The following is a 26,799-nucleotide window of genomic DNA, read 5'->3' on the forward strand; positions in this document are numbered from 1 at the left end:
CTTACGCCCCCTGTCCCAGCTGGATCGTCGTCTCGTCGGTGAAGGCCGCGACCGGAACCGGAAGGTTCTTGGGCGCAGGCCCGCGGCGAATGCGCCCCGATGTGTCGTAATGCGATCCGTGACAGGGGCAGAACCACCCGCCGAAATCGCCCGCGCCATTGCCCAGCGGCACACAGCCCAGATGGGTGCAGACACCCATCATCACCAGCCACTCGCCCGCTTCGTCCAGCGAACGGTTTTCATCCGACGCATCCGCGCCCGATTGCGCGTTCGCATTTTCCGCAAGCTGGTCCGGCAGATCGCCCAGCGGCGTCGCGCGGGCGGCCTCGATCTCCTCGGGGGTGCGGCGGCGGATGAAGACGGGTTTGCCCAGCCATTTCACCGTCAGCTGCGTGCCCACCTGAACGCCCGAGACATCGACGAAGATCGACGCAAGCGCGCGCGTATCGGCCGACGGGTTCATCTGGTTGACCAGCGGCCACACGGCGGCACCCGCAGCGACCGCACCTGCACCGGCGGTTGCATAGTATAGAAAATCTCGGCGTGTGCCTGCGTGATCGTCGGCGTGGGACACGAAACCTCTCCTCCTGGCAAGGCCGCCTTTCGGCGGCCTTCTCGCTTGCGGCGCGCCCCATCCTCCGGGCGATCCTGCCGCTTTTTCTAGACAACGGAATCGTGATCGTCCAGCAAACAAAAGCGGCGCATCGCTGCGCCGCCCCTTGTCCGTGTCATGTCTGCCGCAGCGTCAGGCCTTCTTTCGGCGCGCATTCCGCGACAGCATGTTCAAAAGTTCGACCAGCGCCGAAAACGCCATCGCGGCATAGACATAGCCCTTGGGCACGTGGAACCCCATGCCTTCGGCGATCAGCGTCGTGCCGATCAGCATCAGGAAGGACAGCGCCAGCATCACGATGGTCGGGTTCTTTTCGATGAAGTTCGCCAGCGGGTTCGCGGCCAGCAGCATGACCGTCACCGCGACCACGACCGCGATCACCATGATCGGCACATGCGGGGTCATGCCAACGGCCGTGATGATGCTGTCGATGGAAAAGACGAGGTCCAGAAGCAGGATCTGAGCGATCACGCCGCCATAGCTGACGGTGGCCGCGCTTCCGACCATGTTGTCCTTGTGATCGACCGGGTCCATCGCGTGATGGATCTCCTTCGTGGCTTTCCAGACAAGGAACAGCCCCCCCGCGATCAGGATGATGTCCTTCCACGAGAATTCGTTGCCAAGGATGGTGATGACGGGCTGGGTCAGCTGCACGATCCACGCCACCGTCGCCAGAAGGCCAAGGCGCATGATCAGCGCAAGGCCGATGCCGATCCGGCGCGCCCGTTCGCGCTGATGTTCGGGAAGCTTGTTGGTCAGGATCGAGATGAAGATCAGGTTGTCGATGCCCAGCACAACCTCCATCACGATCAGCGTGAGAAGGGCGACCCAGACCGTCGGGTCCTGGGCAAGTGCAAGAAGATCCATGGGTTCTTTCCAGATGTTGAGAACGCGGCTCTAGATAGAGCGGGACAGGTTGCACTGCGATGAAAGCACGCTGCGCCCGATTGTCGCAGCTACAACTTTCGGATGCGGACACGCGCCAGCATAGAGGCATCGACCTCCACCCCGCCGCCCTGCCAGGTCAGCCGGCGGCGGAACCGCGCCCCGGCATTAGTCTGCCCGTCGCGGTCCACGGGACGGTGCAGCGCCAGCCCGTCATCCAGATCGTCCAGCGCATCTTCGGCCCGCTGGTCGGTGCGGCCCCGATCCAGCCCGCGGCGGACAGCCCAGACCGCAAGGGCAAGCGCACCTGTGCGAAGCGCGATGGCAGCGACGGGGTGAAGCGGTGTCGGCATGGCGAATGCTCCTTTGATGGAATCGTAGGAAATCGCCGCCCGCGTGTAAATCACCTTATCCGGCGGCACGGAACCCTTGCGGGCGGCGCAGCAGGAACACGCCCGGCAGCGCGGCCAGCAGGATCATCGCGCCAAAGGCCACGCTGGTCGCGATGGCCCCCTGTGCCCCGGCCCCCGCCAGCGGCAAAAGCAGCGCCGCCGCCCCTTCGCGAAAGCCCCAGCCCGCGACCGAAGCCGGGATCAGCATGGCGACGAGGATCAGCGGCACCAGCGCGGCCGCAGCCAGCGGCGACAGCGCGATGCCGATGGCCGCAGCGCAGAACGCAAAGCTGAGGATATTGCAGCCCGCGATGGCCAGCCCCAGCACCGATTGCAGCGGCCAGATGTCCACCACCCCCACGCGCACATGATCGCGCATCTGGTGCAGGCGGCGTGGCGCGAACCGCAGCGCGAGCGGCAAGGCCAGCGCGATCCCGATGCCCAGAACGAAGGGCAGCATTCCCAGCCGCGCCGGAAGCAGCCCCTCCATCATCGCCAGCGGCAGCGCGACCAGCAGGATCGCCAGCATCCCAAGCTGCCCGCTGATCCGTTCGATGGCCACGGCCGCGCCCGACCGGGCCATGTCGTCGCCCCGCACCCGAACGGCCCGCGCGACGTCGCCCGCGACGCCGCCCGGCACGGTCTGGTTCAGGAACTGCGCCAGATAGTATTCGCGCACCGCGATCCGCCCCGGAAGGTGCTGTCCAAGCCGCCCCGCCGTCAGTCGCCAGCGATAGGCGCAAAGCAACGTCTGCGCATGGCAGACCGCCAGCGCCGCCAGCAGCCACTTCGGGTCGGCCCGGCGCAGTTGGGATGCGATCTCCTGCCCATCGGCAAAGACCCACAGAAGCCCAAGGATCGCCAGAGGCACGACGACGCGAAGGATGCGCCAAAGGGGGGCGCTGCTGTCAATCCGCACTGTTCTCTGCCTCATCCGTGAAAGCGCCGAGGTATCTGTCACGAAACGCCTCCATGGGCCATGGGGAAAGATCGAGGCACGGCACCAACCCGTCCGAAAACCCCCAGCCATCCAAGCGCCGGATCAGGTCCGGGGGGCCGATCACATGCACCGGAACGTCGCGGCTGTCACCCCCCGCCACGAATGCGGCAGGCTGATGATCGCCCAGCACCACCAGAAGTGGCAGGTTTTCGCCCTGCCGTTCCGCAAATCCCATCACCACCCGCAAGGCATAGGAAAGCGAGTCGCGATACTGGTCGCGGATGGTTTCGGGGTCGCGCCAGACCTCCTCGGGGCTGCGGGCGTCCCAGCCCTTGCCGTCGAAGATGGCCCCGTCGCCGATCCGGTCCCAATCCTCGATGCCGATCACCGGAACCCATGGCGCATGCGAGGAGATCAGCGCCGCCCCTACGAACATGCCCTGCCCCGTCATCCGCCGCCCCAGCACCGACAGCGTGTATTGATCCGGCATCGTCACCCAGTTCAGCGGGCGGCCCGCATATCGCATGTCCTTGGCGGCGAGTATCTCGGCAAAGCCCAGCATCCGCCCCTCGGGCCATGGCAGGGTGATGGCGGGCATGACGGCCAACGTGTGCAACCCCGCCTGATCCGCCAGATGGAACAGCGTGCGGCGCGGGCTTTGCAGCAAGGCGCGATACCGCCCCTGATCGGCGATCCGCAGCCCGGAAAACAGCGTCGCATGGGCCAGCCAGCTTTGCCCGCCGATCACGGGCGAGGTCAGCCACCCCGACCGCATCGCATATCCCCGGGCCCGCAACCGCGGCTCTGCCTCGCGCAGGATGGCCTCGTGCCGGGCATAACGGGGGTTGTCGAAGCTGGCGCGGCCATAACTTTCGACGAACAGGATCGCCGCGTCATGCCCCCGCAGCGCCGACAGCACCTCTGGCGCGCCGTTGAACGGGTCGGTCTGCGCCGCAGCCTCGAAGATGCGCAGGTCGGCAAGGGTGCGCCCGACTGCCTCGGCCTTGCTCGAGACCAACCGCACCGCGGGCGCGTCCGGCGGCAGGACCAAAACGAGCGCCAGCAGGGGAAGCGCCATCCCCTGCCGAAGCGCCGCGTGCAGGCCCCAGACGATCAGCAGAACCGGCAGAACCGCCAAGGCCACGCGCAGATCCCCGACCGATGCCCGCGCCAAATCCCACCCCGATCGCAGCAGCGGCCAGTCGGCCACAAGATCGAAGGGACGCCCGAACGCCATCCCCATCCCGGCATCCGCGACGCGCACCGCCAGAATCGCCAGCAGACCAAGCCACAGCACGAGCCGCAGCGGACGCAGGCGCGACAGGATCAGAAGGACCGGAAGCTCCACCGGAAAGACGGGCGGCCCCGGCAGGACAAGCACCGCCCAGATCAGCAGGGCCGCTGCCAGTGCCTTCATGCCCGGCGCAGCAGCCACGATCCGTCGCGCCCGAAGGACCAGATCAGCAGAGCCCCGGCGATCGTGGCCACCGCCATAGCCGCACCCTCTGGCACCGCCGGACAGATCGCCGCGATCAGCGCCGCGATCTGGATCACGCAGACCGTTTTTCGCGCAAGGCTGTCCGGCAGTGTCGCGTTCAGACGCGGCACCACCAGCCCCGCCGCAAGCCAGACATAGCGCATGACCCCCAGCAGCAGCACCCAACCGCCAAGCCGCTCCGCCGCAAGGCAGGCCAGCACCAGTGCCAATGCCGAATCGACCTCCATGTCGAACCGCGCCCCGAAACGAGAGATCAGCCCCGCCCGCCGCGCCGACCAGCCATCAACCCCGTCCGTCGCAAGGGCCGCGACGGCAATCCCGACCTCGGGCCAGCCGGGATCTTCGCCGATGCGCGATGCCAGCAGACAGGCAAGCGCCAGCCGCAGGAAGGTCAGAACGTTGCAAAGTCCGATGCGCGGATGGGGATACCGCCCCGCCCCGGCAACGACGACTCCGCCCGCAAAGATGAACACCGCCGCCGCCAGCGCCCCGTCCAGAAAAGCAAGCGCCGTCAGGAGCACCGCCCACGTCGCCGCGAATCGCAGACGCGGCCCCGGATGGGCAAGGTCGAAGGCAAAGGCGGGATCGCGCAAGCTCATGAATACGATCTGTCGCGGGCCGGAAAGGCGTCAAGCGCCAAAGAAAAAACCGCCGGTGTTACCCGGCGGTTTTTTGAAATTCGATGTCGACCGGGCTCAGCCCTGACGCGCCTTGAAGCGCTTCTGCGTCTTGTTGATCACATAGACGCGGCCCTTGCGGCGCACGACCTGGCAGTCGCGGTGGCGCAGCTTGAGCGAGCGGAGCGAATTCGCAACCTTCATCTCTCTTCTCCCATTCAGCGGCGCGCGTGCGCCTTGAAACAAACATGCCCCCACGGATGGGGGCGGCGTAAGATGGTGGGCGGTACTGGGATCGAACCAGTGGCCACTACGATGTCAACGTAGTGCTCTACCGCTGAGCTAACCGCCCACTCTGCCGGCTGGGCCATCGCCCGTTCGGTGGCGTGTCTATAAATAGAGTCGCCGGGGTGTTCAAGGGGTTTCGGCACGGGAAAAATCCGCGCTATATCGAATCCCGTGAAGGAGGCGCGCATGAGCGGGACCGATGCCTATAACCTGCACCTGCCCGTCAGGTGCACGACGTCCGTGGTCTTCTCCTCTCCCCATAGCGGGCGGGACTATCCGCTGCCCTTCCTGGCTGCAACGGCCCTTGATGCATTGGCGATCCGCTCGTCCGAGGATGCCTTCGTGGACGAGCTTTTCGCCCCTGCACCGCTGCATGGCGCGGCGCTGATCGCGGCCCGCGCCCCCCGCGCCTATATCGATCTGAATCGTGCGTCGGATGAACTGGACCCGGCCTTGATCGAAGGGATCTCGCGCAGCCCGCACAATCCGCGCGTATCCTCGGGGCTGGGGGTGATTCCCCGCGTTGTCGCGAATGGCCGGCCCATCTATCGCGGCAAGATTTCCATCACCGAAGCCGAATCGCGCATCGCCCGCCACTGGATTCCCTATCACGGCGCGCTGCGCGAATTGCTGGAAAGCACCCGCACCGATTTTGGCGAGGCGGTTCTGATCGACTGCCATTCGATGCCGCGCGAGGCGATCGACTCGCATACCCGCAACGGCCAGCCCCGTCCGCAGGTCGTGCTGGGCGACCGTTTCGGCGCCGCCGCCGGGCGCGATGTGATGGACCGGGTGGAGGCCGCCTTCACCCGCACCGGATTGCGCGTCAGCCGCAACGCCCCCTTCGCCGGGGCCTATATCACGCAGGCCTATGGTCGCCCGTCGCGCAACCAGCATGCCATTCAGGTGGAAATCGACCGCTCGCTTTACATGGACGAAGCGCGAATCGAACGCAGCACCGATTTTGCCGATTTCGCGCGGCTGATGCAGGGCGTCATCGCGGACCTGTGCCAGATCGGGCAGGGCAGCCTGCCGCTGGCCGCGGAATAGCTCAGCGCAGCGCGCGCCCCTTGATGATCGCATCCGTCCCGAACCGGGCACGAATCGCGTCGGTCGCAGCTTCGGCCTTGCGCCGGCGCGTGGCATCCGGGTCCAGCAGATCGCCGCTGCGATCCGCCACGGCCGCAGGGGCCAGATCGGAAATGCCGATCCCGATCAGCCGCAGCGGCCCGATCCGACCCGCCGCATCGAACAAGGCCCGCCCTTCGCGATAGATTCGGTCTGCCGACTGCGTCGCATCGCCCAGGGCATGGCGGCGGCTGATCAGCGAGAAATCCGCCCGCTTCATCTTCAGCACCACCGTCCGCCCCGACAGATCCTTGGCCTTGGCCCGGTCAGACACCTGCACCGCCAGCCGCCACAGATGCCCGTCCAGAATCTCCGGGTCCGCCGTGTCCTCGTTGAAGGTGGTTTCCTTGGAGATCGACTTCAGCTTGTGATCCGGCGCGACCGCCCGCTGATCCTCGCCCCGCGCCAGCCGCCACAGCCGGTCGCCCATCGACCCGAACCGCGCCCCAAGATCGCGCCGATCCCACCGCAGCAGGTCCGAGATCGTCCTGATCCCCGCCGATTCCAGCGCCGCCTGCGCCGCGGTGCCGACGCCCCAGATGATCCGCACCGGCTGGCGGGCCAGAAACTCCTGCGTTTCGGCCCGACCGATCACGGAAAACCCGCGCGGCTTGTCCAGATCCGAGGCGATCTTGGCCAGAAACTTGTTGTGCGACAGCCCGACCGAGCCGGAGACGCCCAACTCCTCCTCCATCCGTTTCACCAGCCGGGCCATCATCACCGCAGGCGGCGCGCCATGCAGACGCGCGGTGCCGGACAGGTCCATGAACGCCTCATCCAGCGACAGAGGCTCGATCGCCGGGGTCATCTCGGCCATCATCGCGCGGATCGCGCGACTGGTCTCCACATAGGCGTCGAAACGCGGCTTCACGACCACCGCTTCCGGGCACAGCTTCAGCGCCTGAAACATCGGCATGGCCGATCGGACGCCCGAAATCCGCGCGATATAGCAACAGGTGGAAACGACCCCCCGCGTGCCGCCCCCGACGATCACCGGCTTGTCGCGCAGTTCGGGATTGTCGCGCTTTTCCACGCTGGCATAGAATGCGTCGCAATCCATATGCGCGATCGACAGGTCGAACAGTTCGGGATGCGAGATCACGCGCGGACTGCGGCAGGCGGGGCACCGCGCGCCTGCATCATATGTGTTCAGACAGGCGCGGCACAGGCTGGGCATGTTCCCCTTATACCCCGCCCGCCGGAACTGCGCCAGCGCCCGCCCTGCAAAGGGGCGGAGGCCGCCCCTCGCCGTCAGAACGCCTTGGCGATGGTGAACTTGATGTTCCGCCCCGCCGCATCGCGGGTCGCAAGACGCGGGCGGTAGTCGCGGTCGAACAGGTTCTCGACGCCCAGCCGCAACTCCGTCCCGGCCAGAACGCCTGACTGCGGGGTATAGCTGGCGCGGATGTTGTGCACGACACCACCGGGCGTCTCGACCCCCGGCGTCGTCACGCCCATGAAGGTGGTCGGGTTGACCCGGTCGAACCGCGCATTCGCAACCGCTTCCCAGCTCAGGTCCAGCTCGTCGCCAAACCGCTGCCCGACCGTCAGACGCAGCCGGTCCGCCGCCGCGTTCGACCAATAGTTCCAGTCGCCCTGCGCGGTCACGAACTGGTCGCCCTCGGTGATGTTCAGGTTCAGGTCGGTATAGAAGCCGCTTTCAAGGCTATAGGCCGCCTCCAGTTCCAGCCCCTTCATCTCCACCTGCTCGATCCCGCTATAGGTGGTCATGTCGCGGATGTCGGTGCGGTAAAGGTTGCCCTTGATCGCAAAGGCATCGCCCGCCGCGAACAGGTCGCCCCCGCCATAGGACGCGCCCAACTCCCACGACCGGGCCGCTTGGCTCTGGTTCATCCAGCCATTCGCCAATCCGGCGGCGGTGTAATCGTCAAGGATCGGCAGCAGTTCGGTATGCGCGACGCTGGCAAAGACCGCGACGCCGTTGTCGAAGGCATAGCGCGCCGAAATCCCGCCCATCAGCGCGTCATTGTCGAACTCGGTGCCGAAAGTGCCGATCGCGGCTTCGGACGTCTCCAGCTTCTGCGTCTCGTAACGAAGCGAGGGGCTGATGGTCCACCTGCCGATCTCGACATCGTCCACGGCGAACAGCGCGAAACGCTTGTCCGTCCCGCCCGGGGCCGAGCTGGCCGAAACCCGGTCGCGGTCGATCACTTCGAATCCGGTGCGCAGCGTGTGATCGCCGCCTGCGGCAAAGCGCGCGGTGTTCTTGACCGTCAGCTTCGTCGTGGTCGTGTCGTGGTCGGCATCGCCCAACGCCATCCCCTGATCGTTCGGGGACGAGCCGAGGATATAGGTGCTGTCGATCTTCTGCCGTGACCGGCTCAGGTTCGCTTCCAGATCGATCAGCGCGCTGGCCGGGTCCCATTCATACAAAAGGATCGCCGTCTGCATCTTCACATCGCGATCCACATTGCCGAACGACCCCGCGCCAAGACCCATCATGTCATAGGGCACATCGCGTTCGGGCGTGTCGGAATCGTTCCATGACAGCGTCACCGCCTGATCCTTGGCCGCGCCGAAGGTGTATTTCCCCTTCAGCAGCGCCGAGCGCAGGGTGAACGCCTCGCCCCCCGTCCAGTTGCCGTCGCCGTCGTCCTGCCGGTCCTGATCGCGCCAGACATATTGGCCAAGGAATTCCAGATCCTCGGTCGGTTGCCATGCGAGGATCGAAGACGAGGTGATCCCGTCGCCGTTCGACCCGAATTCAAGCGTCTGCCGCCCGGCCCAGCCCGGAACCCCGCCGGTGAAATCCGACGCATCCTTGGTGCGAAGCTGCACGCGCCCGCCGATCACACCGGACCCGTATTCGAAACTGCCCACCGTGCCGCGCCCGACCTCGACCTCTTTGTAGAGCGCGGGGTCGGTGTAAAGCTGGGTGCCAAGCCGATAGAGCTCCTCCGCCCCCTGCGTTGCGCCGTCCACCTGAATCAGCACCATCCCGTCGGTGCCATAGGTGCCGTTGGCGCCAAAGCCGCGGATGTTGATCCCCGATCCCGACGGGGTCGATCCGTTCATCAGCGTGACGCCGGGAACGGAATCGATCAGCTCTGCGATGGTCCCTGCCTGCCGGTCGTCGATCTCGCGCTGGTCGATCGTGGTCACGGGCGCGGCGGTGTCGGTCGCCACCTCGCGCTTGCTTTCGACGATGATGGGCGCAAGCAGCGTGTCTTGCGCCAGCGATTGGATGGGGAACAGGAATGCGGCGCTGCCCAGCAGGGCGGCGCGCATGCGGGAACATGCAGCCATCTGGCTTTCCTCGTAAAAAATATCTTCGGGGATGAGGGCTCGCGCGATGGCTGGCGGTCCGGCAATCTGCCGGGATGACCGCCGGATTAGTCCCGGCCGGCCAAAAGGTCAATTACCCGAGTGAAGTTGTAAGATAAATCAGGCGCCGCTGTTGCGCGCCTTCGACATCTGCACCGCAAGAATCCCCACGGCGGCGATCACGACGCCCACGATGTCCCACATCCCGATCCGTTCGCCCAGCAGCGCCGAGGCGATCAGGACGCCGAAGAACGGGTTCAGAAAGTGAAAGGTCGCCGCCCGGACCGCTCCGATCCGCCCGACCAGCAGAAACCATATCCATGTCGCAACCAGGCCCGGCACCAGCACGGTATAGATGAAGGCCGCAAAGAACCGTGGCGTCGGGTTGAAGCGGAACGGCTCGAACAGCAGCGCAAGGACGGTCAGGACCGCAGCCCCGACCAGCATCTGCAACCCCACCACCATCAACAGATTGCCCCCGCCCGATGCGCCGCGCACGGTCAGCGCGGCAAAGGCCAGCGCGGTCACGCCGACAAGGCACAGCATCACCCCTTCGATGCCGATCCCGCCCGACAGGCGCGAGCCCATGATGACCAGAACCCCCGCAAACCCCGCCACGAGCCCCGCGATGCCCAAGGGCCGCAACCGCTGCCCAAAGAAGACCCACCCGGCCAGCGCCACCACCAGCGGCATGGCCGATGCGAGCACGGCGGCAAGGCTCGCCTCGATCCACTGCATCGCGACGAAGTTGCAGCCCAGATAGATGACGTTCTGACAGATCCCGAAGGTGATCGTCGCGCGCCATTGTGCCCGGTCAAGCCGCGGACGCTGGCCCAAGGCGAAGGCGATCGCGCAACCGACGATCCCCGCTAGCAGGAAACGCATCGCCAGCGCATGAAGCGGGGCGGCGTCGATCACGACCATCCGGCTGGTCGTGAAAGCCGAGGACCACATGAGCGCGAAGCCCATTCCCATTAGAAGCGAACGGATGTCCATGCGGGTGCCCCGGAACTGAAAGGGGCCGCCTTTCGGCGACCCCCATTTCGACCATCCCGAAGGATCAGACGTTGACGCTGTCTTTCAGCGCCTTGGCGATGGTGAACTTCACCTGCTTGTCGGCCGGCTTGGTCATCGTCTCGCCCGTTGCCGGGTTGCGGACCTGACGCTCGGGGCGCTCGCGACAGACGACCTTGCCAAGGCCCGGCAGGGTGACGGCGCCGCCGGCAGCGACTTCGCGCGTGATGATGGCTGCGATCGCGTCAAGCGCGGCGGTCGCGGTCTTCTTGTCGCCGCCCATTTCTTCGGCCAGCGTCGCGACGAGTTGGGTCTTGGTCATCGGTTTGGACATCTGCTGTCTCCTGATCGTTTATTCTTCAGCCAGATTGGGCATCTGAGCCGCTACACAGGTTTTTCCCGCGCAAGGCAACCCCTTTTGGCTGAAATCCCCCGTGATGGCGTTCAAAGGAAGGCCGTCTCGTCGAAACTGCGCAGTTTTCTGCTGTGAATCCGCTCGATCGGCTCCTCGCGCAGGCGCTCCATGGCGCGGATGCCGATATGCAGATGGCGCGCCACTTGCGTGCGATAGAAGTCCGAGGCCATGCCCGGCAGCTTCAATTCGCCATGCAGCGGCTTGTCCGACACGCACAAAAGCGTGCCGTAGGGAACGCGGAACCGGAAGCCGTTGGCGGCGATGGTCGCGCTTTCCATGTCCAGCGCGATGGCGCGGGACTGGGACAGGCGGTGGACCGGGCCGGACTGGTCACGCAACTCCCAGTTGCGGTTGTCAATGGTGGCGACGGTGCCGGTGCGCATGATGCGTTTCAGCTCGTAGCCTTCAAGCTGGGTCACTTCCTCGACCGCGTCTTCCAGCGCGATCTGGATTTCCGCCAGCGCCGGGATCGGGACCCAGACCGGCAGGTCGGCGTCCAGCACGTGATCCTCGCGCAAGTAAGCATGGGCCAGCACGAAATCGCCAAGGTTCTGGCTGTTGCGCAGACCGGCACAGTGCCCGACCATCAGCCAGGCATGGGGCCGCAGCACGGCAATGTGGTCGGTCGCGGTCTTCGCATTCGACGGGCCGACGCCGATATTGACCAGCGTGATCCCCTGCCCGCTCGGACGTTTCAGGTGATAGGTCGGCATCTGCGGCAGCTTGGCCAGATGCGCGATGGGGGCGTCCGCATCGGTGATCATCTGGTTCCCCGGCGCGACGAAGGCGGTATAGCCGCTGGCCGGATCTGCCAGTGCCGCCCGCGCGATCGCTTCGAACTCGTCGACATAGAACTGGTAGTTGGTGAACAGGACGTGGTTCTGGAAATGCTCGGGCGCGGTCGCGGTGTAATGGGTCAGCCGCGCCAGCGAATAGTCGATCCGCTGCGCCGTGAACGGGGCCAGCGGGGCCGACCCGTCATCGTTGAACTGGCGCTGGCCGTTCACGATGTCGTCGCTGGTCGTCGCAAGGTCCGGCACGTCGAACACGTCGCGGATCGAGAAATCCATCGCGCCTTCCTGCGGCACCAGAACCGAAGGCGTGCCCGCCAGCGCGAAATGCACCGGCATCGGCGTATCCGACGCGCCGATCACCACCGGAACCCCGTGGTTCTGGATCAAAAGGTCGATCTGCTGCGTCAGGTAATTGGCGAACAGGTCGGGGCGCGTGACCGTGGTGGCATAGGTGCCGGGCGCAGCGACATATCCAAAGGACAACCGGCTGTCGACGCGGGTGAAGCTGGTCGTGGTGATCCGCACCTCGGGATAGAATGCGCGAACGCGGGCGGCGGGGCGATGACCGCCGATGGTTTCGGCGAAGGCCTGCGCCAGAAATCCGGTCGCGATGTCATAGATCTCGCGCAGGCGGGCCACGGCGGCGGCGGCATCCATGAACGCCTCGGGGGCGGGGGTCTGCGGGATAAGAAGCGTGTCCTGGCTCATGTCCTGTCCTTTTGGCGGCATCTAACACCAGCCCGCGCCGCCGGACAAGAAAACGCCGCCCGCAGGAGAGGGAACATCCCACGGGCGGCTTTTGGACCATCGACGGTGACAACAGGCAGGCGATGGGGACGCACAACCGTCGATGCACATGGGGAACCCGCCCTGCGCGGAAAGGTTCCCGGACGCCCCGGTGTTTTTTCGCGCTCTGGATGCGCAGGCGGCGGAACATTGCAGGGTGGGCGGAGTTGCCCGCACGGCCAGATGTCCCGCATGCCCCCGGAGGAGATGCCATGACGATTTTCCCCAAACCCCCCTTTGCTGAGCAGCCGCAGCCGCTTCCGGGCGATGCCCGCCGGATGGACCCGGTGCCCGACTGCGGCGAGGAAAGCTATCAGGGCGCGGGCCGTCTTGCGGGGAAGGTCGCGCTCATCACCGGCGCGGACAGCGGCATCGGGCGGGCGGTCGCCATCGCCTATGCGCGCGAAGGGGCGGATGTTGCGCTGTCCTTCCTGTCCGAAGCCGCTGAGGCGCAGGAGACCGCCGCGCTGATCGAACGGGAGGGCCGCCGCGCGCTGCTGCTGGAGGCCGATATCGGCACCCCCACCAACTGCCGCGAGATCATCCGCCGCACGGTCGAACAGTTCGGATGGATCGACATCCTCGTGAACAATGCCGCGCATCAGAACGCCATTCCGGACATTGCGGACATACGCGATGCCGAATGGGATCTGACCTTCCGTGTGAACGTCCATGCGATGTTCTGGCTGTGCAAGGCGGCCGTGCCGCATATGCGACCCGGCGCGTCCATCATCAACACCGCCTCGATCCAGTCGGACAAGCCAAGCGCGCAGCTTCTGGCCTATGCCACGACCAAGGGCGCGATCCAGAATTTCACCAATGGATTGGCGCAGATGCTGGCGCCCAAGGGCATCCGGGTGAACTGCGTCGCCCCCGGCCCGGTCTGGACGCCACTGATTCCCGCGACGATGCCCGCAGAACAGGTCGCCCATTTCGGCGAACAATCCCCGATGGGACGCCCGGCCCAGCCGGTGGAGCTTGCATCCTCCTACGTCATGCTGGCCGATCCAATATCCAGCTATGTCTCGGGGGCCACCATCGCGGTGACCGGCGGCATTCCGATGATGTGATCACGCCTCGATCCAGAGCGACAGGCTGCATTTGCCTTCGGCCATGCCGAACAGCCCGCGCTGGGCGGTGCCATCGCCGAAATCCACCGCGATCCGCAGCCGACCCGCGTTGAACGGCCAGTCGGCCACGGCACTGCGTGGCCCCGTCCGTTCGACCGACGCCTCCCCGGCCCGTCCGCTTTTGACCAGGGGCACGATGCGGTCGTGGCGGAAGTCCAGCAGCCGCTTCGTCAGATCGCGCCAGACCGGATCGTCCGCGCGAGGGCGGCAGGCCTCATAGGTTTCGGGATCGATCGGATCGGTGAATTCGAAACCCGGAAACTCCTTCGCGCGCCCCTCGCGGGTCTTGTCGGCCAATTCCCCCTCGTAATCGGCAAAGAACTGGAAGGGCGCGGTCTCGCCCGCCTCCTCGCCCATGAACAGCAGGGGGGTGAACGGCGACAACAGCAGCAGCCCATGCGCCACCTTCACCGCGTCCGCGTCGGCCAGCGCCAGCAGCCGTTCGCCCTTGGCGCGGTTGCCGGTCTGGTCGTGGTTCTGATTGAAGTTGACGAAGGCCGGCCATGGAAGATCGCAGGACGACTCGCCCCGCCCGGTCCGGTTCGGCGGGCGCGGCTGGCCCTGTTCGACGTATCCGCATTGCAGCGACAGGCACAGATCGCCCATCGGGTCATGGCCGAAACTCGCATAGTAATCATGCACCTCGCCCGTCAGCAGAACGTGGATGCAGTGGTGGTAATCGTCGTTCCATTCGCCGTCATACTGCCCCGTGTCGGGGTGGTGCAGCGCGGTGATGTTGCGGTTGTCCTCGGTGGTCAGGTGGATCGGGCGGGAAAACCCCTCGGCCCGGATGGCGGCTGCCATCTCGGCCAGAAAGTCCGGGTCGCGGATCTGGTCCACCGCGTCGAAGCGCAGCCCATCCAGCCCGAAATCGCGCAGCCAATAGATCGCATTCTCGATGAAGAACCGCCGCACCGGGGGCTGGTCGAAGGCAATGGCCGCGCCCCATGGCGTATGTTCCGACGGATCGAAGAAGGACGGCGTCACCGCCCCGATCCAGTTCCCATCCGGCCCGAAATGGTTATAGACCACGTCCAGCAGCACCATGATCCCCAGATCATGCGCAGCCGCCACGAAATCGCGGAAATCCTGCGGGCTGCCATAGGCGTTGTGCGGCGCATAGCTCAGCACCCCGTCATAGCCCCATCCGCGCTGCCCCGGAAATTGCCCGACCGGCATGATCTCGACCGCCGTGATGCCAAGCCGCGCCAGTTCCGGCAGCCGGTCGCGGGCGGAGGCGAAGGTGCCGCCTTCGGTGAACAGTCCCAGATGCAGCTCATAGATCACCGCTTCTTCCCACGGGCGACCCGGCCATTCGGGCGGCGGCGCGGGAACGGTCAGGACCGAGGCGGAATGCACGTCGCCTTCCTGTGCGCGGGATGCGGGGTCCGGGATCGCCTGACCATCGACGACCAGCCTGTATCGCTCGCCCGCCTCTGCCGCGCCTTCGCCGATATGCCAGCCGTCCTGCGCCGCCAGCGGAATGCGGCGACCCTCGACCTCGGCGACGACCTCGCGCGCCTCGGGCGACCAGAGCGCAAAGCTCCACAGTCCGGGGGCGACCTGCTCTGCCCCCCATGAATAGCGTCTTGGCATCCGGCACCCCTTGCTTACCCGCGAAACAAGCGCCGCGCCGCCGCAAAGTTCCTTGCAAGGCGAATGCGAACCCGCTACGCATCGCGGAATTCACAGGGGTGTCCCGTATCGCCGGGGCTGAGATGTGGGCGGCATGCTCGCGGACCCTTTCAGCTGATCTGGATCATGCCAGCGTAGCGAGGAGAAACGAGATGTTTTCGGGCGCACAGATATCCCTTTATCCCATGACCGGCGATTTCGTCGGCGTGATCACGGCGGCGCTTGCCGCGCTGGACCCCTATCGCGATCGCCTGCGGATCGAGACGGACGACATATCAACCCTGCTGGTCGGCCCGCCCGAGGTTCTGTTCCCCGCCATGCGCGACCTTTACGCCCACGCCGCCGGAACCGGTGCGCATGTGGTGCTGCACGCCACCATCTCTCGCGGTTGCCCCGGAGAGCCGGACGATCCGATCTGCGAAACCTCCAGCTATGGCATCCGCGCGCCCCTGGAGGATCGAAAGACCGCCGCCCTTGCCGCGGTCGCCGAAGCCCCCGTTCTGGACCGCCGCGCCGATGCGCAACTGTCGCTTTACGTCATGGGCGCGGGCGACCACATGGAAGAAATCTATGGCTGCATCGATTTCCTGAAACGGTCCGGCACCTTTGATCGGTCCAAGAATTTCTGCACCCGGATCGGCGGTGACAGTGGCGCAGTCTTTGCAACGATCCAGCAGGCACTGTGCAGCTTCGGCCCGCCGAACGGGCATGTCACCATCGACCTGACGGTCTCGGCCAACTCGCCCAGCCGCCGCTGATGCGCGCCCTCCCCGTCCTCGTGGCGGTGGTTCTGGCGTGGGAATGCTATGCCCGCCTGTCGGGCATCCCGCCGCAGATCCTGCCCGCCCCGTCCCGTATCGCCGTGCAGGCATGGCTGCAACGCGAGGTGCTGTGGCAGAACACCCTGCCCACGATCCGCGCGACCTGCCTCGGCTTCGCGTTTTCAACCGCGCTGGCGTTCCTGCTTTCGGTGCTGCTGGACTTCGCCCGCCCATTGCGCCGCGCGCTGCTGCCGGTCTTCGTCATCAGCCAGACCTTGCCGTTGGTCGCCATCGCGCCGCTGGTGGTGCTGTGGTTCGGCTTCGGCCTGACTCCGAAGATCCTGCTTGTCGCGCTGGTCACGTTCTTTCCCATGCTGCTGGCCCTGATCGAAGGCTACGATTCAACCGAGCCCGAGATCGAGGCGCTGCTGCACTCCATGGGCGCGTCGCGGGCCAAGGTGTTCCGGCTTGCGCGGCTTCCTTCGGCGCTGCCCTTCTTCTTCAACGGGCTGCGCATTTCGATCACCTATGCCGTGGTCGCCGCGATCTTTGCCGAATACGCGGGCGCGGTGCAGGGTCTGGGCATCTTCATCCTGAACGCCAAGAACAACTTCCGCCCCGATCTGGTGCTGGCGGCGGTCGGCATCAGTTCCGCCCTGACGCTGACCCTGTTCGGCCTGACCCGCGCAGTGCAGCGCATCGTCATGCCATGGGGGCGCTGATGCTGGAGATACGCGACCTTTCCGTGACCCTTGGGGGGCGGTCCATCCTCGACCGGCTGTCGCTGACCGTGAACAGGGGGGAATTCGTGTCGATCCTCGGCCCCTCGGGTGCAGGGAAATCGACGCTGTTCCGGGTGCTGACCGGGGCGCTGCAAGCGACCGGCGACATCCGCGTGGACGGTGCGCCGCTGCAAGGCCAGCCCTTCGCCTTCATGCCCCAGCGCGATGCGCTGATGCCATGGCGGCGCATGATCGACAACGTGACGCTGGGACTGGAGGTGCAGGGCATCCCCCGCGCCGAGGCCCGCGCCCGCATCGCGCCCCTGTTCGCCGAATTCGGGCTGGACGGGTTCCAGCGCCACTGGCCGCACCAGCTTTCGGGCGGGATGCGCCAACGCGCCGCCCTGATGCGGACCGTGGTGCAGGACAAGCGGGTGCTGCTGCTGGACGAGCCCTTCGGCGCGCTGGACGCGCTGACCCGCGCCGGGATGCAGCGCTGGCTGAAAGACCGCTGGCGCGCGCATCGCTGGACGGCGCTTCTGGTCACCCATGACGTGCGCGAGGCGGTGACGCTGTCGGACCGCATCTATGTCCTGTCGGCCCGCCCGGCGCGCGTGACCCATGAATTCGCCGTCACCGGCGACACCCACCGTCTTGAGACCCAAATCCTCGAAACCCTGCTGGAGGGAGACGCATGATCCGCGCCCTTTGCCTGATGCTTTTCGCCGCGCCCGCCGCTGCCGCCGACCTGACCGTCGCGCTGGACTGGACGCCCAACACCAACCACATCGGCCTTTACGTCGCCGAAGCGCGGGGGATCTATGACGCCGCCGGGCTGGACGTGACGATCCTGCCCTATACCGACACGTCCTCGGCAGTGCTGGTGGACAGCGGCGTGGCCGAGTTCGGGGTGCTGACCTCGGGCGGGTTCTTCACCCGCGCGGCGGCGGGGGCGGACCTCAAGGCCGCCTATGCGGTCGTTCAGCACGAGACGGGGCGGCTGGTCTTCAACGCAGACAGCGGGATCGAGACGCCCGCCGATCTGGACGGTCGCACCTATGGCGGCTTCGGCAGCGATTACGAGAACGCGCTGATCGGCACCATCATCCGCAATGGTGGCGGCAAGGGCGATTATACCAACGTCACGCTCGGCACCTCGGCCTATGAGGCGCTGGCCTCGGGGCGGGTCGATTTCACGCTGGAGGTCTATACCTGGGAGGGCGTGAACGCGCAGCTTCTGGGGCTGGAGCAGAAGGCGTTCCGCTATGCCGATTATGGCGTGCCGGATCAGCACACCACGCTGATCGGCGGGCGCGGATCGTGGATGGCGGATCATCCGGCCGATGCGCAAGCCTTCCTGCGCGCCACCGCCGAAGGTTACGCATGGGCCGCCGCCAACCCGGATGCCGCCGCAGACATCCTGATCGACGCGACGGCGGGAATGCTGTCCAACCCCGATCAGATCCGCGGGTCGATGAAGGCGCTGGCGGATGGCGCCTATCTGGTGGATGCGGCGGGCCAGGCGGGCCAGATCGACCCAGCCAAGATCGAAGCCGCCGGGGATTTCTTCTTCGACAACGGCATCCTCAAGGATGCGGAGGGCGCAGTGCTGACCGAACGCCCAGATTTCAAAAGCTGGCTGATGAGTGATTGGTGATCAGCCGTTCACCGGGATGCCGCCATTGGGGTGGATCACCTGCCCGGTGACATAGCTGGAATCCTCGCAGGCAAGGAACAGAAACGCCGGGGCGACCTCGTTCGGCTGGCCGGGGCGGCCCATCGGCACGTCCTGACCGAATTGCGCGACGTCATCGGCGGGCATCGTCTCGCCGATCAGCGGCGTCCAGATCGGCCCCGGCGCGACCCCGTTCACCCGGATGCCGCGATCCGTCAGGTTCGCCGCCAATGACCGCAGCAGGGCAAGCTCCGCCCCTTTGGTGGCGGAATAGTCCACCAGCATCCGATGCCCGCGATAGGCATTGACCGAAGTGGTGAAGACGATGGCCGACCCGCGCCGCATATGCTCCAGCGCGGCCTGCACCAGCCACAGATACCCGTGGACATTGGTTGCGAAGATCTGCCGGACCCACGCCTCGTCGATCTTCGTGACGTCCGTTTCGGACCTCTGGATGCCCGCGTTGCAGACCAGCACGTCCAATGCGCCGAAATGCTGCACCGTGTCGCGGATCGCACGAAAGCAGTCGGCGCGGTCCGACGCGTCCAGCTTCAGCACCAGCACCTCGCCGCCCTCGTCCCTGATCTCGGCAGCGGCCTCGTCGGCCTCATCCTCGTCGCTGTGCCACGTGATCGCGACTTTCGCCCCCTCGCGGGCATAAAGGCGTGCCACCGCCCGCCCGATGCCGGACGACCCGCCCGAAACAAAGCAGATGCGGCCCTTCAACCGGTCCGATCCGGCAAAGCGCGGGGTGAAGTCGGCGGGGGTGTCACGGTCCATGCAGTCCTCCTGTATCGCAGGCGCAACCGCGCCGCAGCGCAGCAGGTTCCCGCAGAAAAGGTTGGACATCGCGGCAGGTTGCCACAGCTTCTGTCCTGCCCCCGGAACAACAACCATGGACATATGCACCCCCTTTCCGACCTTGCCACGCGCCCCTCGGACCACGCGATCTTCCTCGACATCGACGGCACGCTGATCGATCTGGCCCCCACCCCCGAAGGGGTCGAGATCCCGCCCGATCTGACAGAGATGTTGCGGCGGCTGTCGGACCGGATGGGAGGCGCGCTGGCGCTGGTGACCGGGCGGCGGATCGACTGGGCCGACGGGCGGTTCGGTCATGCCTTTCCGATGGCGGGCCTGCACGGGTTCGAACGGCGACGCGCGGATGGCGGGATGCAGATGGTCGAGGTTCCGCCGGGGCTAGACCTTGCCCGCGCGCGGCTGGCCCATTTCGCGGACATCCCCGGCATGGTGGTGGAGGACAAGGCCGCCGCCCTCACGCTTCATTACCGGGGCGCGCCGGATCGTCAGGCCGAGGCCGAGGCCGCCATGGAGGTTGTGGCACGCGAAGTGGGCGACGCATGGACGCTCCAGCGCGGCAAGATGATGATCGAGCTGCGCCCCTCGGGGGCAAGCAAGGGCGCGGCGCTGACCGCCTTTCTGTCCGAAGCGCCATTCAAGGGCCGCCGCCCCATCGCGATCGGCGACGATGTGACGGACGAGGCGATGTTCCCGATCGCAAGCGCCGCCGGGGGAATCGGCATCCGCGTGGGCGATCCGGAACAGCCCACGGCGGCAAAGGCGCATCTGCCCTCGCCGGAAGCACTGCGCGACATTCTGCGGGGGATCGCATGGGCCGGCTGATCGTCGTATCGAACCGCGTGCCGCTGCCCGACAAGCGCGGCAACATCCCTGCGGGCGGACTGGCCGTCGCGGTCCATGCCGCGCTTCAGGACAAGGGCGGCATCTGGTTCGGCTGGTCCGGCAAATCCGTCGGTGCGAACGAGCCCGGCCCGGTCTCCACGCGCGAGAATGGCAAGATCAGCTATGTCCTGACCGACCTGTCGAAGAAGGACATGGACGAATATTACAGCGGCTTCGCCAATCGCGTGCTGTGGCCGATCTTTCATTGCCGTCTGGACCTTGCCGAATATGCGCGGCGGGAAAAGGACGGCTATTTCCGCGTGAACCGCATGTTCGCGGACCGGCTGCTGCCGCTGCTGGAGCCTGACGACACGATCTGGGTGCACGACTATCACCTGATCCCGCTGGCCGAGGAATTGCGCCGCCGCGGGGTGAAGAACAAGATCGGGTTCTTCCTGCACATCCCGTGGCCACCCGCCGACATCCTGTTCGCGATGCCGATCTATGATCAGATCCTGCGCGGGCTTTCGGCCTATGACCTCGTGGGTTTCCAGACCGATCACGATCTGGACAATTACATCAGCTGCCTGATCCGCGAGGGCGAAGGCGGGCGCGCGGCGGACGATGCTGCCAGCCCGTCCTCGGCCAGCCTGACCGCCTACGGCCGCGACTTCCGCGCCGCCACCTTCGCCATCGGAATCGAGACCGAGGATTTCGCCCGCCTTGCCGCCAATTCGCGCCGCACGCAGACGGTGCGCGACATGCGCGCCAGCATGGGCGACCGCGCGCTGATCATCGGGGTGGACCGGCTGGACTATTCAAAGGGCATCCCCGAACGGATCAATGCGTTCGAGCGGTTCTTGCAGGACTATCCCGACCGGCAGGGCAAGGTGACGCTGCTTCAGGTCGCGCCAAGCTCGCGATCCGACGTGCCGGAATATCGGCAGATGCAAAAGCAGGTGGAATCGCTGGCCGGCCATGTGAACGGCACGCTGGGGCAGATAGACTGGACGCCGGTGCGTTACGTGAACCGCTCGGTCGGGCGGCAATCGCTGGCGGGGCTGTATCGCGAGGCGCGGGTCGGGCTGGTCACGCCGCTGCGTGACGGGATGAACCTTGTGGCCAAGGAATATGTCGCGGCCCAGAATCCCGACGATCCGGGCGTTCTGGTCCTGTCGCGCTTTGCCGGTGCGGCGCAGGAGCTGAAGGGCGCCGTCCTGTGCAACCCGCATGACAGCGAACAGACCGCGCAAGCCATCGAACGCGCCCTGTCGATGTCCCCCGAAGAACGGCGCGAACGCTGGCGCGGGATGATGGATCATCTGCTGGCGCATGACGTGCAGGCATGGTGCCGCGACTATCTTCGCGCGCTGGACGCCTGACTGCGGCAAAAGGTCTCGGATTCGCGGCCCGGGTAAGGCATGATGCCGATGGAAGGCACCCTTCCATGCGGGTTCGCCAATGATCGAGTTGATCTTCATCGCCTGCCTGACCGCCTCGCCCTCGGCCTGCGAAAAGCGCAGCGTGGCCTATTACGCCGAAAACCCGATTGTCTGCGCCTTCGAGGCGCAGCCCTACCTTGCCCGCTGGATCGATACGCATCCCGACTGGCGGATTGCACGTTGGAGTTGCAAACGCGGGCGCGCGGCCTGAGTTCGGCGGAGTTTCGCTTGACCTGACGCGCTTTGGATTATATCCGAACGAGCGTATATCTATTTTCCGCAGTGCAGCGAGGGCAGCTTGGGACGCAAGCGCACCATTGATCGTAACGTCACGATGGAGGCGATCGAATCGGTCGTCCGCCAGTCCGGCATCGCCGGGCTGAGCATAGATGCCGTCGCCAAAGAGGCGGGCATCAGCAAATCCAGCGTGGTCTACGACTTCCAGAACAAGAACCAGCTTCTGGCCGCCTTCATCAAATCCCGCATCGACGAAAAGCGCGCCAACATCGCCCGGGCCGCCGAAGCCCGCGAGGGCGAGCCGAACGCATGGCTGCGCGCGCTTCTGGACTGTTCCTGCACGCCGCCCTCCGAAGAGGACATGGCAACCGCCATGGTCATCTCGGCGGGGACGGGCACCAATGACGTCTGCCGCACCCTGATGCGCGAGGCGTTCAACGAAGACGTCTGCCGCATCCTTTCGCAATCCGACGATCCCCGCTCGGCCCGCCTGTCATGGCTGGCACTGAACGGTCTTCTTTCGATGGAATATTTCGGCTTCCACACCTTTTCGGAAGCGGAACGCCAACAGATCCTGACCGACATCGCATGGCTGATGTCGGGCGAACCCGACACCTCCCTCTCCAATCCGCAGGTCCAAAAATGAAAGCCTTTCGTATCCTGGCCCTGAGCCTTCTTGCCGCATCGCCCGCCCTTGCCCAGCAGGGCGGCGAAATGCCCCCCACCCCCGTCAGCGTCATCACCCTGACGCCGGAACCGCTTCCGGTGGTGAATGAACTTCCGGGCCGCATTTCGGCCACCCGCATCGCCGAGGTGCGCCCGCGCGTCGGCGGTATCGTTGTCGAACGCGTCTTCGAACAGGGCAGCGTGGTCAATCAGGGCGACGTGCTGTATCGCATCGACCCCGCCCCTTACCGTGTCCGCGTCGCCTCTGCCGAAGGTACGCTGCAACGCGCCCGCGCGGCGCAGCTGAACGCCCGGACCGAGGCCGACCGCCAGCAGGAACTGCGCGACCGCCGCGTGTCTTCGGCCACCACCTATGACGCCGCGATCACCGCGCTGGCGCAGGCCGATGCCGACGTCGCCATCGCCGAAGCCTCGCTGCAGGAAGCGCAGCTGAACCTCGACTATACCGAGGTGAAGGCACCCATCGACGGCACCATCGGGCGGGCCACCATCACCGAAGGCGCGCTCGTCGCGGCGCAGACCGACGTGATGGCGACCATTCAGCAGCTTGATCCGGTCTATGCCGACTTCACGCAATCCTCGTCCGAAGTGCTGCGCCTGCGCCGCGCGATGGAAGCGGGGCAGCTTGTCGCAACCGCCCCCGGCGAAGCGCAGGTGCATATGTTCTATGACGACGGCACCGAATACGATCATCCGGGCAAGCTGCTGTTCTCCGAAGCGACGGTGGATCAGTCCACGGGTCAGGTGACGCTGCGCGGCGAATTCCCGAACCCCGAGGGCAACCTGCTGCCGGGCCTTTACGTCCGCATCCGCATCGAACAGGCCGTCCGCAACGACGCGCTGGCGATCCCGCAGATGGCGGTGATCCGCAACCAGCAGGGCGATGCGCAGGTCTATGTCGTCAAGGACGGCGACACGGTCGAACTTCGCACCGTGACGCTGGGCCAGACCGTCAACGGCCGCTGGCTTGTCGATGACGGGCTGAATGCAGGCGAGCGCGTCGTCGTCGAAGGGGCGCAAAAGCTGTTCCCCGACGCAAAGGTCGTCCCCGAGGCGTGGCAGCAGGCCGCGCTGGCTGAATAACGGCAGGAATTCATGGCACAATTCTTCATCACTCGCCCGGTTCTTGCCTGGGTGATATCGATCTTCATCGTCATCGCGGGGCTTTTGTCGCTGCCGCAGATGCCGATCGCGCAATACCCGCAGGTGGCGCCGCCGCAGATCCAGATCTCGACGGTCTACACCGGCGCCACCCCGACCGAGATGTATCAGTCCGTCGCCCAGCCCATCGAGGAGGAGCTGAACGGCATTCAGGGCATCCAGTATTTCGAATCGACCTCGGACGTGTCCGGCTCGGTGTCGATCACCGCGACCTTCGCGCCGGGCACCGATGTGGGCACCGCGCAGGTGGACGTGCAGAACGCGGTCAGCCGGGTCGAACCCGTGCTGCCGCAATCGGTCGTCGATCAGGGCGTCACGGTCGAAGAGGCGGGCGCGGGCTTTCTGATGGTGGTCGCGCTGACCTCGTCCGACGGGACGATGGATGCGACCGCGTTGGGCGATTACATCAACCGCAACGTGGTCGGTGAAATCCGCCGGATCGACGGCGTTGGCCGCGCGCAGGTCTTCGCGTCCGAAGAAGCGATGCGCGTCTGGCTGGACCCGGACAAGCTGACGGGCCTGAACATGTCGCCCGCCGATGTGGCCTCGGCCATCCAGGCCCAGAATGCGCAGGTCGCGGCGGGCCAGATCGGTGCCGACCCGAACCCCATCGGCCAACAGCTGACCGCGACCGTTCTGGTCAAGGGCCAGCTGACCGAACCCGAAGAATTCGGCAACATCGTCCTGCGCGCCAACCCGGACGGCTCCACCGTCCGTCTGCGCGACGTCGCCACGGTCGAGATCGGGTCCGACAGCTACAACTTCGCCTCGCGCCTGAACGGCCTTCCCGCCGCCGGGATCGGGGTGCAGCTGTCCACCACCGGCAACGCCCTTGCCACATCCGAGGAAATCCAGGCCAAGATGGCCGAGCTTTCGGCGTTCTTCCCCGAGGGCGTCGAATACTCGATCCCCTACGACACCTCGCCTTTCGTCGCCAAATCCATCGAAAAGGTGATCCACACGCTGATCGAGGCGATGGTCCTCGTGTTCATCGTGATGTTCCTGTTCCTGCAGAACTTCCGCTATACCGTGATCCCGACCATCGTGGTGCCGATCGCGCTGGCGGGGACCATCGCGGTAATGCTGGTCGCGGGTTTCTCCATCAACGTGCTGACCATGTTCGCGATGGTTCTGGCCATCGGCATCCTTGTCGATGACGCCATCGTCGTGATCGAAAACGTGGAACGCATCATGGCGACCGAGGGGCTGCCCCCCAAGGAAGCCACGCAAAAAGCCATGGGCGAGATTTCGGGCGCGATCATCGGCATCACGCTGGTGCTGGCGGCGGTGTTCATCCCGATGGCCTTCTTCCCCGGATCGACCGGCATCATCTATCGCCAGTTCGCGCTGACGATGGTGGTCTCGATCCTGTTCTCGGCCTTCCTTGCATTGACGCTGACGCCCGCGCTGTGTGCGACGTTCCTGAAGCCGATCAAGGGCCATCACGAGAAGAAGGGCTTCTTCGGCTGGTTCAACCGCAAGTTCGACGCGGCGACGAACCGTTACAGCAACAGCGTGAAGATCCTGACGCGGCGCACCGGCCTCGTGATGCTGATCTATGTCGGCATCGTCGCGATCACCGGCTTGGGCTTCACCTCGCTGCCGACTTCGTTCCTTCCGAACGAGGATCAGGGCTTCATCATCTCTGACATCCAGACCCCGGCCACCGCCAGTTCGCAGCGGACCGATGCCGCGATCCGCCGGATCGAGGGCTATTACCAAGAGAACCCGGCGATCGAGAATATCTTCGCCATCCGCGGCTTCTCCTTCTCGGGTCAGGGGCCGAACGCGGGGCTTGCCTTCATCACCTTCACCGACTGGGCAGACCGTGACCAGACCGCGGACGAGATTGCGATGAACGCCAACATGACCCTGTTCGCGGAAAAGGACGCGCAGATCTTCTCGCTGTCGCCGCCGGCGATTCCGGGCTTCGGCACCTCGGGCGGGTTCACCTTCCGCCTTCAGGACCGGGGCGGGAACGGGCAGCAGGCGCTGAACGCGGCCGCGGCGCAACTGATGGAAGAAGCGCAGAAGGGCGGCATCGTCACCGGCCTGCGGACCGAAGGGATGCCCGCCGCCGCGCAGGTGTCGATCGTGATCGACCGCGACAAGGCCCAGACCTTCGGCGTCGCCTTCAGCGACATCAACCAGACCATCTCGGCCAACCTCGGCTCCACCTATGTCAACGACTTCCCGAACCAGGGGAAGATGCAGCGCGTGATCGTCCAGGCGCAGCAGGACAGCCGGATGCAGGCCGAGGACATCCTGAATCTGACCGTGCGCAATTCGAATGGCGGGATGGTCCCCTTCTCGTCCTTCGCGACGGTGGAATGGGAACAGGGGGCGAGCCAGGTCGTCGGCTATAATGGCTATCAGGCGGTGCGGATCGCGGGTCAGGCGATGCCCGGCTATTCCTCCGGTGCTGCCGTGGCAGAGATGGAGCGGCTGGCCGCACAGCTTCCGCAGGGCTTCGCCTATGAATGGACCGGCCAGACGCTGGAGGAGATTTCCTCGGGCAACACCTCGACCATCCTGTTCGCGATGTCGGTCCTGTTCATCTTCCTGCTGCTGTCGGGGCTTTACGAAAGCTGGTCGATCCCGCTTTCGGTGATGCTGGTCGTGCCGCTGGGCGTCATCGGCTGTATCGCGGCGGTGATGCTGCGCGACATGCCGAACGACGTGTATTTCAAGGTGGGGTTGATCGCGATCATCGGCCTTTCGGCGAAGAACGCGATTCTGATCGTGGAATTCGCCAAGGACCTGCGCGAACAGGGCATGACCCTGATCGAAGCGGCGGTCGAGGCGGCAAAGCTGCGCTTCCGCCCGATCCTGATGACCTCGATGGCGTTCACGCTGGGCGTGGTGCCGCTGGCCATCGCCACGGGCGCGTCGGCCGCTTCGCAGAACGCGATCGGGACCGGGGTGATCGGGGGGATGATCTCGGCCACGATCCTTGCGATCTTCTTCGTGCCGGTGTTCTTCGTCTTCGTGCTGAACATCTTCAGCAAGCTGCGCCGCAAGGCATGACATGAAAAGGGCGCCCCACGGGG

26 protein-coding genes, 1 tRNA gene and 1 riboswitch are annotated in these 26,799 nt (G+C 65.7%); of the genes, 12 read left to right on the top strand and 15 right to left on the bottom strand.

Annotated elements, in window-relative coordinates; translation table 11 throughout:
* Position 1: 1 nt before the first annotated feature.
* The 8 genes from petA to E2K76_RS04185 all read right to left on the bottom strand — a co-directional run bounded on the left by petA (position 2) and on the right by E2K76_RS04185 (position 5,297).
* The gene (gene petA / locus E2K76_RS04150) at positions 2 to 574 is read right to left on the bottom strand and encodes a ubiquinol-cytochrome c reductase iron-sulfur subunit (RefSeq protein ID WP_136683023.1); all 573 of its coding nucleotides are present in this window, start codon (positions 572 to 574) and stop codon (positions 2 to 4) included.
* Between the two features lie 171 nt (positions 575 to 745).
* Positions 746 to 1,480 (bottom strand): TerC family protein, encoded by a 735-nt coding sequence (locus E2K76_RS04155; protein ID WP_136683024.1) that lies wholly within the window; start codon positions 1,478 to 1,480, stop codon positions 746 to 748.
* A gap of 89 nt (positions 1,481 to 1,569) precedes the next feature.
* Positions 1,570 to 1,851: a hypothetical protein gene (locus E2K76_RS04160; RefSeq protein ID WP_136683025.1), complete on the bottom strand. Its 282-nt coding sequence runs from the start codon at positions 1,849 to 1,851 to the stop codon at positions 1,570 to 1,572.
* A 55-nt stretch (positions 1,852 to 1,906) separates the two neighbouring features.
* The gene (locus tag E2K76_RS04165; RefSeq protein WP_169053202.1) at positions 1,907 to 2,809 is read right to left on the bottom strand and encodes a lysylphosphatidylglycerol synthase transmembrane domain-containing protein; all 903 of its coding nucleotides are present in this window, start codon (positions 2,807 to 2,809) and stop codon (positions 1,907 to 1,909) included.
* Positions 2,799 to 4,265: a sulfatase gene (locus tag E2K76_RS04170; RefSeq protein ID WP_246032884.1), complete on the bottom strand. Its 1,467-nt coding sequence runs from the start codon at positions 4,263 to 4,265 to the stop codon at positions 2,799 to 2,801. Before E2K76_RS04170 ends, E2K76_RS04165 begins: the two co-directional genes overlap by 11 nt.
* Positions 4,244 to 4,927 carry a CDP-alcohol phosphatidyltransferase family protein gene (locus tag E2K76_RS04175; RefSeq protein ID WP_136683027.1) on the bottom strand — a complete coding sequence of 228 codons (684 nt, stop codon included), beginning with the start codon at positions 4,925 to 4,927 and terminating at the stop codon, positions 4,244 to 4,246. Before E2K76_RS04175 ends, E2K76_RS04170 begins: the two co-directional genes overlap by 22 nt.
* Positions 4,928 to 5,023: 96 nt before the next feature.
* Complete coding sequence (gene ykgO / locus E2K76_RS04180) at positions 5,024 to 5,149, bottom strand: type B 50S ribosomal protein L36 (RefSeq protein ID WP_045388515.1); 126 nt, start codon at positions 5,147 to 5,149, stop codon at positions 5,024 to 5,026.
* Between the two features lie 73 nt (positions 5,150 to 5,222).
* Positions 5,223 to 5,297, bottom strand: a tRNA-Val gene (locus tag E2K76_RS04185).
* Positions 5,298 to 5,419: 122 nt separating this feature from the next.
* Between E2K76_RS04185 and E2K76_RS04190 the strand changes: the two genes are divergently transcribed.
* Complete coding sequence (locus E2K76_RS04190; protein ID WP_136683028.1) at positions 5,420 to 6,283, top strand: N-formylglutamate amidohydrolase; 864 nt, start codon at positions 5,420 to 5,422, stop codon at positions 6,281 to 6,283.
* Position 6,284: 1 nt separating this feature from the next.
* Here the strand turns inward: E2K76_RS04190 and E2K76_RS04195 are convergent, their stop codons facing one another.
* The 5 genes from E2K76_RS04195 to E2K76_RS04215 form a co-directional block, all read right to left on the bottom strand.
* Positions 6,285 to 7,538 (bottom strand): DNA polymerase IV, encoded by a 1,254-nt coding sequence (locus E2K76_RS04195; protein ID WP_136683029.1) that lies wholly within the window; start codon positions 7,536 to 7,538, stop codon positions 6,285 to 6,287.
* Between the two features lie 74 nt (positions 7,539 to 7,612).
* A complete protein-coding gene (locus E2K76_RS04200) occupies positions 7,613 to 9,628 on the bottom strand; it encodes a TonB-dependent receptor domain-containing protein (protein ID WP_246032885.1) in 2,016 nt (671 codons plus the stop codon).
* 138 nt (positions 9,629 to 9,766) lie between these two features.
* Positions 9,767 to 10,642, bottom strand: coding sequence for a DMT family transporter (locus tag E2K76_RS04205; protein WP_136683030.1), 876 nt, complete (start codon positions 10,640 to 10,642; stop codon positions 9,767 to 9,769).
* Between the two features lie 64 nt (positions 10,643 to 10,706).
* Positions 10,707 to 10,994 carry an HU family DNA-binding protein gene (locus E2K76_RS04210; protein ID WP_136683031.1) on the bottom strand — a complete coding sequence of 96 codons (288 nt, stop codon included), beginning with the start codon at positions 10,992 to 10,994 and terminating at the stop codon, positions 10,707 to 10,709.
* A 110-nt stretch (positions 10,995 to 11,104) separates the two neighbouring features.
* Positions 11,105 to 12,577, bottom strand: coding sequence for an AMP nucleosidase (locus tag E2K76_RS04215; protein WP_136683032.1), 1,473 nt, complete (start codon positions 12,575 to 12,577; stop codon positions 11,105 to 11,107).
* Positions 12,578 to 12,867: 290 nt separating this feature from the next.
* On the opposite strand from E2K76_RS04215, the gene E2K76_RS04220 reads away from it, so the two are divergent.
* Positions 12,868 to 13,725 (top strand): SDR family oxidoreductase, encoded by an 858-nt coding sequence (locus E2K76_RS04220; RefSeq protein ID WP_136683033.1) that lies wholly within the window; start codon positions 12,868 to 12,870, stop codon positions 13,723 to 13,725.
* Here E2K76_RS04220 and treZ read toward each other — a convergent pair whose 3' ends face one another.
* On the bottom strand, positions 13,726 to 15,381 hold the full coding sequence (gene treZ / locus E2K76_RS04225) for a malto-oligosyltrehalose trehalohydrolase (protein WP_136683034.1): 1,656 nt from the start codon (positions 15,379 to 15,381) through the stop codon (positions 13,726 to 13,728).
* Positions 15,382 to 15,465: 84 nt separating this feature from the next.
* Positions 15,466 to 15,579: riboswitch (TPP riboswitch) on the top strand.
* On the opposite strand from treZ, the gene E2K76_RS04230 reads away from it, so the two are divergent.
* The 4 genes from E2K76_RS04230 (at position 15,573) to E2K76_RS04245 (ending at position 18,560) form a co-directional block, all read left to right on the top strand.
* Positions 15,573 to 16,178, top strand: a complete 606-nt coding sequence (locus tag E2K76_RS04230) for a YkoF family thiamine/hydroxymethylpyrimidine-binding protein (RefSeq protein WP_136683035.1) — start codon at positions 15,573 to 15,575, stop codon at positions 16,176 to 16,178. Its footprint overlaps the riboswitch before it by 7 nt.
* Positions 16,178 to 16,903: an ABC transporter permease gene (locus E2K76_RS04235; RefSeq protein WP_136683036.1), complete on the top strand. Its 726-nt coding sequence runs from the start codon at positions 16,178 to 16,180 to the stop codon at positions 16,901 to 16,903. Before E2K76_RS04230 ends, E2K76_RS04235 begins: the two co-directional genes overlap by 1 nt.
* Positions 16,903 to 17,601, top strand: coding sequence for an ABC transporter ATP-binding protein (locus tag E2K76_RS04240; protein ID WP_220432168.1), 699 nt, complete (start codon positions 16,903 to 16,905; stop codon positions 17,599 to 17,601). The genes E2K76_RS04235 and E2K76_RS04240 overlap by 1 nt, the downstream gene beginning before the upstream one ends.
* Positions 17,598 to 18,560, top strand: coding sequence for an ABC transporter substrate-binding protein (locus E2K76_RS04245; RefSeq protein ID WP_136683038.1), 963 nt, complete (start codon positions 17,598 to 17,600; stop codon positions 18,558 to 18,560). The genes E2K76_RS04240 and E2K76_RS04245 overlap by 4 nt, the downstream gene beginning before the upstream one ends.
* Here the strand turns inward: E2K76_RS04245 and E2K76_RS04250 are convergent, their stop codons facing one another.
* Positions 18,561 to 19,481, bottom strand: coding sequence for an SDR family oxidoreductase (locus E2K76_RS04250; RefSeq protein WP_220432169.1), 921 nt, complete (start codon positions 19,479 to 19,481; stop codon positions 18,561 to 18,563). It abuts the gene before it with no gap.
* Here E2K76_RS04250 and otsB point away from each other — a divergent pair, their 5' ends adjacent.
* The 6 genes from otsB to E2K76_RS04280 all read left to right on the top strand — a co-directional run bounded on the left by otsB (position 19,482) and on the right by E2K76_RS04280 (position 26,776).
* Positions 19,482 to 20,222, top strand: a complete 741-nt coding sequence (gene otsB / locus E2K76_RS04255; protein ID WP_136683039.1) for a trehalose-phosphatase — start codon at positions 19,482 to 19,484, stop codon at positions 20,220 to 20,222.
* Complete coding sequence (gene otsA / locus E2K76_RS04260) at positions 20,210 to 21,604, top strand: alpha,alpha-trehalose-phosphate synthase (UDP-forming) (protein WP_136683040.1); 1,395 nt, start codon at positions 20,210 to 20,212, stop codon at positions 21,602 to 21,604. The genes otsB and otsA overlap by 13 nt, the downstream gene beginning before the upstream one ends.
* Before the next feature lie 79 nt (positions 21,605 to 21,683).
* Positions 21,684 to 21,875: a hypothetical protein gene (locus E2K76_RS04265; protein ID WP_136683041.1), complete on the top strand. Its 192-nt coding sequence runs from the start codon at positions 21,684 to 21,686 to the stop codon at positions 21,873 to 21,875.
* 87 nt (positions 21,876 to 21,962) lie between these two features.
* Positions 21,963 to 22,547: a TetR/AcrR family transcriptional regulator gene (locus tag E2K76_RS04270; RefSeq protein WP_136683042.1), complete on the top strand. Its 585-nt coding sequence runs from the start codon at positions 21,963 to 21,965 to the stop codon at positions 22,545 to 22,547.
* On the top strand, positions 22,544 to 23,671 hold the full coding sequence (locus E2K76_RS04275) for an efflux RND transporter periplasmic adaptor subunit (protein ID WP_136683043.1): 1,128 nt from the start codon (positions 22,544 to 22,546) through the stop codon (positions 23,669 to 23,671). Before E2K76_RS04270 ends, E2K76_RS04275 begins: the two co-directional genes overlap by 4 nt.
* A gap of 12 nt (positions 23,672 to 23,683) precedes the next feature.
* A complete protein-coding gene (locus tag E2K76_RS04280; RefSeq protein ID WP_136683044.1) occupies positions 23,684 to 26,776 on the top strand; it encodes an efflux RND transporter permease subunit in 3,093 nt (1,030 codons plus the stop codon).
* Positions 26,777 to 26,799 lie beyond the last annotated feature (23 nt).

The sequence above is a fragment of the Falsirhodobacter xinxiangensis genome, from assembly GCF_004959935.1.
GTDB lineage: Bacteria > Pseudomonadota > Alphaproteobacteria > Rhodobacterales > Rhodobacteraceae > Falsirhodobacter > Falsirhodobacter xinxiangensis.

Coding starts and splice junctions, on each gene's coding strand:
- E2K76_RS04155 (WP_136683024.1), bottom strand. CDS start 1,480: ATGGATCTTCTTGCACTTGCCCAGGACCCGACGGTCTGGGTCGCCCTT.
- E2K76_RS04160 (WP_136683025.1), bottom strand. CDS start 1,851: ATGCCGACACCGCTTCACCCCGTCGCTGCCATCGCGCTTCGCACAGGT.
- E2K76_RS04175 (WP_136683027.1), bottom strand. CDS start 4,927: ATGAGCTTGCGCGATCCCGCCTTTGCCTTCGACCTTGCCCATCCGGGG.
- ykgO (WP_045388515.1), bottom strand. CDS start 5,149: ATGAAGGTTGCGAATTCGCTCCGCTCGCTCAAGCTGCGCCACCGCGAC.
- E2K76_RS04190 (WP_136683028.1), top strand. CDS start 5,420: ATGAGCGGGACCGATGCCTATAACCTGCACCTGCCCGTCAGGTGCACG.
- E2K76_RS04195 (WP_136683029.1), bottom strand. CDS start 7,538: ATGCCCAGCCTGTGCCGCGCCTGTCTGAACACATATGATGCAGGCGCG.
- E2K76_RS04200 (WP_246032885.1), bottom strand. CDS start 9,628: ATGGCTGCATGTTCCCGCATGCGCGCCGCCCTGCTGGGCAGCGCCGCA.
- E2K76_RS04205 (WP_136683030.1), bottom strand. CDS start 10,642: ATGGACATCCGTTCGCTTCTAATGGGAATGGGCTTCGCGCTCATGTGG.
- E2K76_RS04210 (WP_136683031.1), bottom strand. CDS start 10,994: ATGTCCAAACCGATGACCAAGACCCAACTCGTCGCGACGCTGGCCGAA.
- E2K76_RS04215 (WP_136683032.1), bottom strand. CDS start 12,577: ATGAGCCAGGACACGCTTCTTATCCCGCAGACCCCCGCCCCCGAGGCG.
- E2K76_RS04220 (WP_136683033.1), top strand. CDS start 12,868: ATGACGATTTTCCCCAAACCCCCCTTTGCTGAGCAGCCGCAGCCGCTT.
- treZ (WP_136683034.1), bottom strand. CDS start 15,381: ATGCCAAGACGCTATTCATGGGGGGCAGAGCAGGTCGCCCCCGGACTG.
- E2K76_RS04230 (WP_136683035.1), top strand. CDS start 15,573: ATGTTTTCGGGCGCACAGATATCCCTTTATCCCATGACCGGCGATTTC.
- E2K76_RS04235 (WP_136683036.1), top strand. CDS start 16,178: ATGCGCGCCCTCCCCGTCCTCGTGGCGGTGGTTCTGGCGTGGGAATGC.
- E2K76_RS04240 (WP_220432168.1), top strand. CDS start 16,903: ATGCTGGAGATACGCGACCTTTCCGTGACCCTTGGGGGGCGGTCCATC.
- E2K76_RS04245 (WP_136683038.1), top strand. CDS start 17,598: ATGATCCGCGCCCTTTGCCTGATGCTTTTCGCCGCGCCCGCCGCTGCC.
- E2K76_RS04250 (WP_220432169.1), bottom strand. CDS start 19,481: ATGTCCATGGTTGTTGTTCCGGGGGCAGGACAGAAGCTGTGGCAACCT.
- otsB (WP_136683039.1), top strand. CDS start 19,482: ATGCACCCCCTTTCCGACCTTGCCACGCGCCCCTCGGACCACGCGATC.
- otsA (WP_136683040.1), top strand. CDS start 20,210: ATGGGCCGGCTGATCGTCGTATCGAACCGCGTGCCGCTGCCCGACAAG.
- E2K76_RS04265 (WP_136683041.1), top strand. CDS start 21,684: ATGATCGAGTTGATCTTCATCGCCTGCCTGACCGCCTCGCCCTCGGCC.
- E2K76_RS04275 (WP_136683043.1), top strand. CDS start 22,544: ATGAAAGCCTTTCGTATCCTGGCCCTGAGCCTTCTTGCCGCATCGCCC.
- E2K76_RS04280 (WP_136683044.1), top strand. CDS start 23,684: ATGGCACAATTCTTCATCACTCGCCCGGTTCTTGCCTGGGTGATATCG.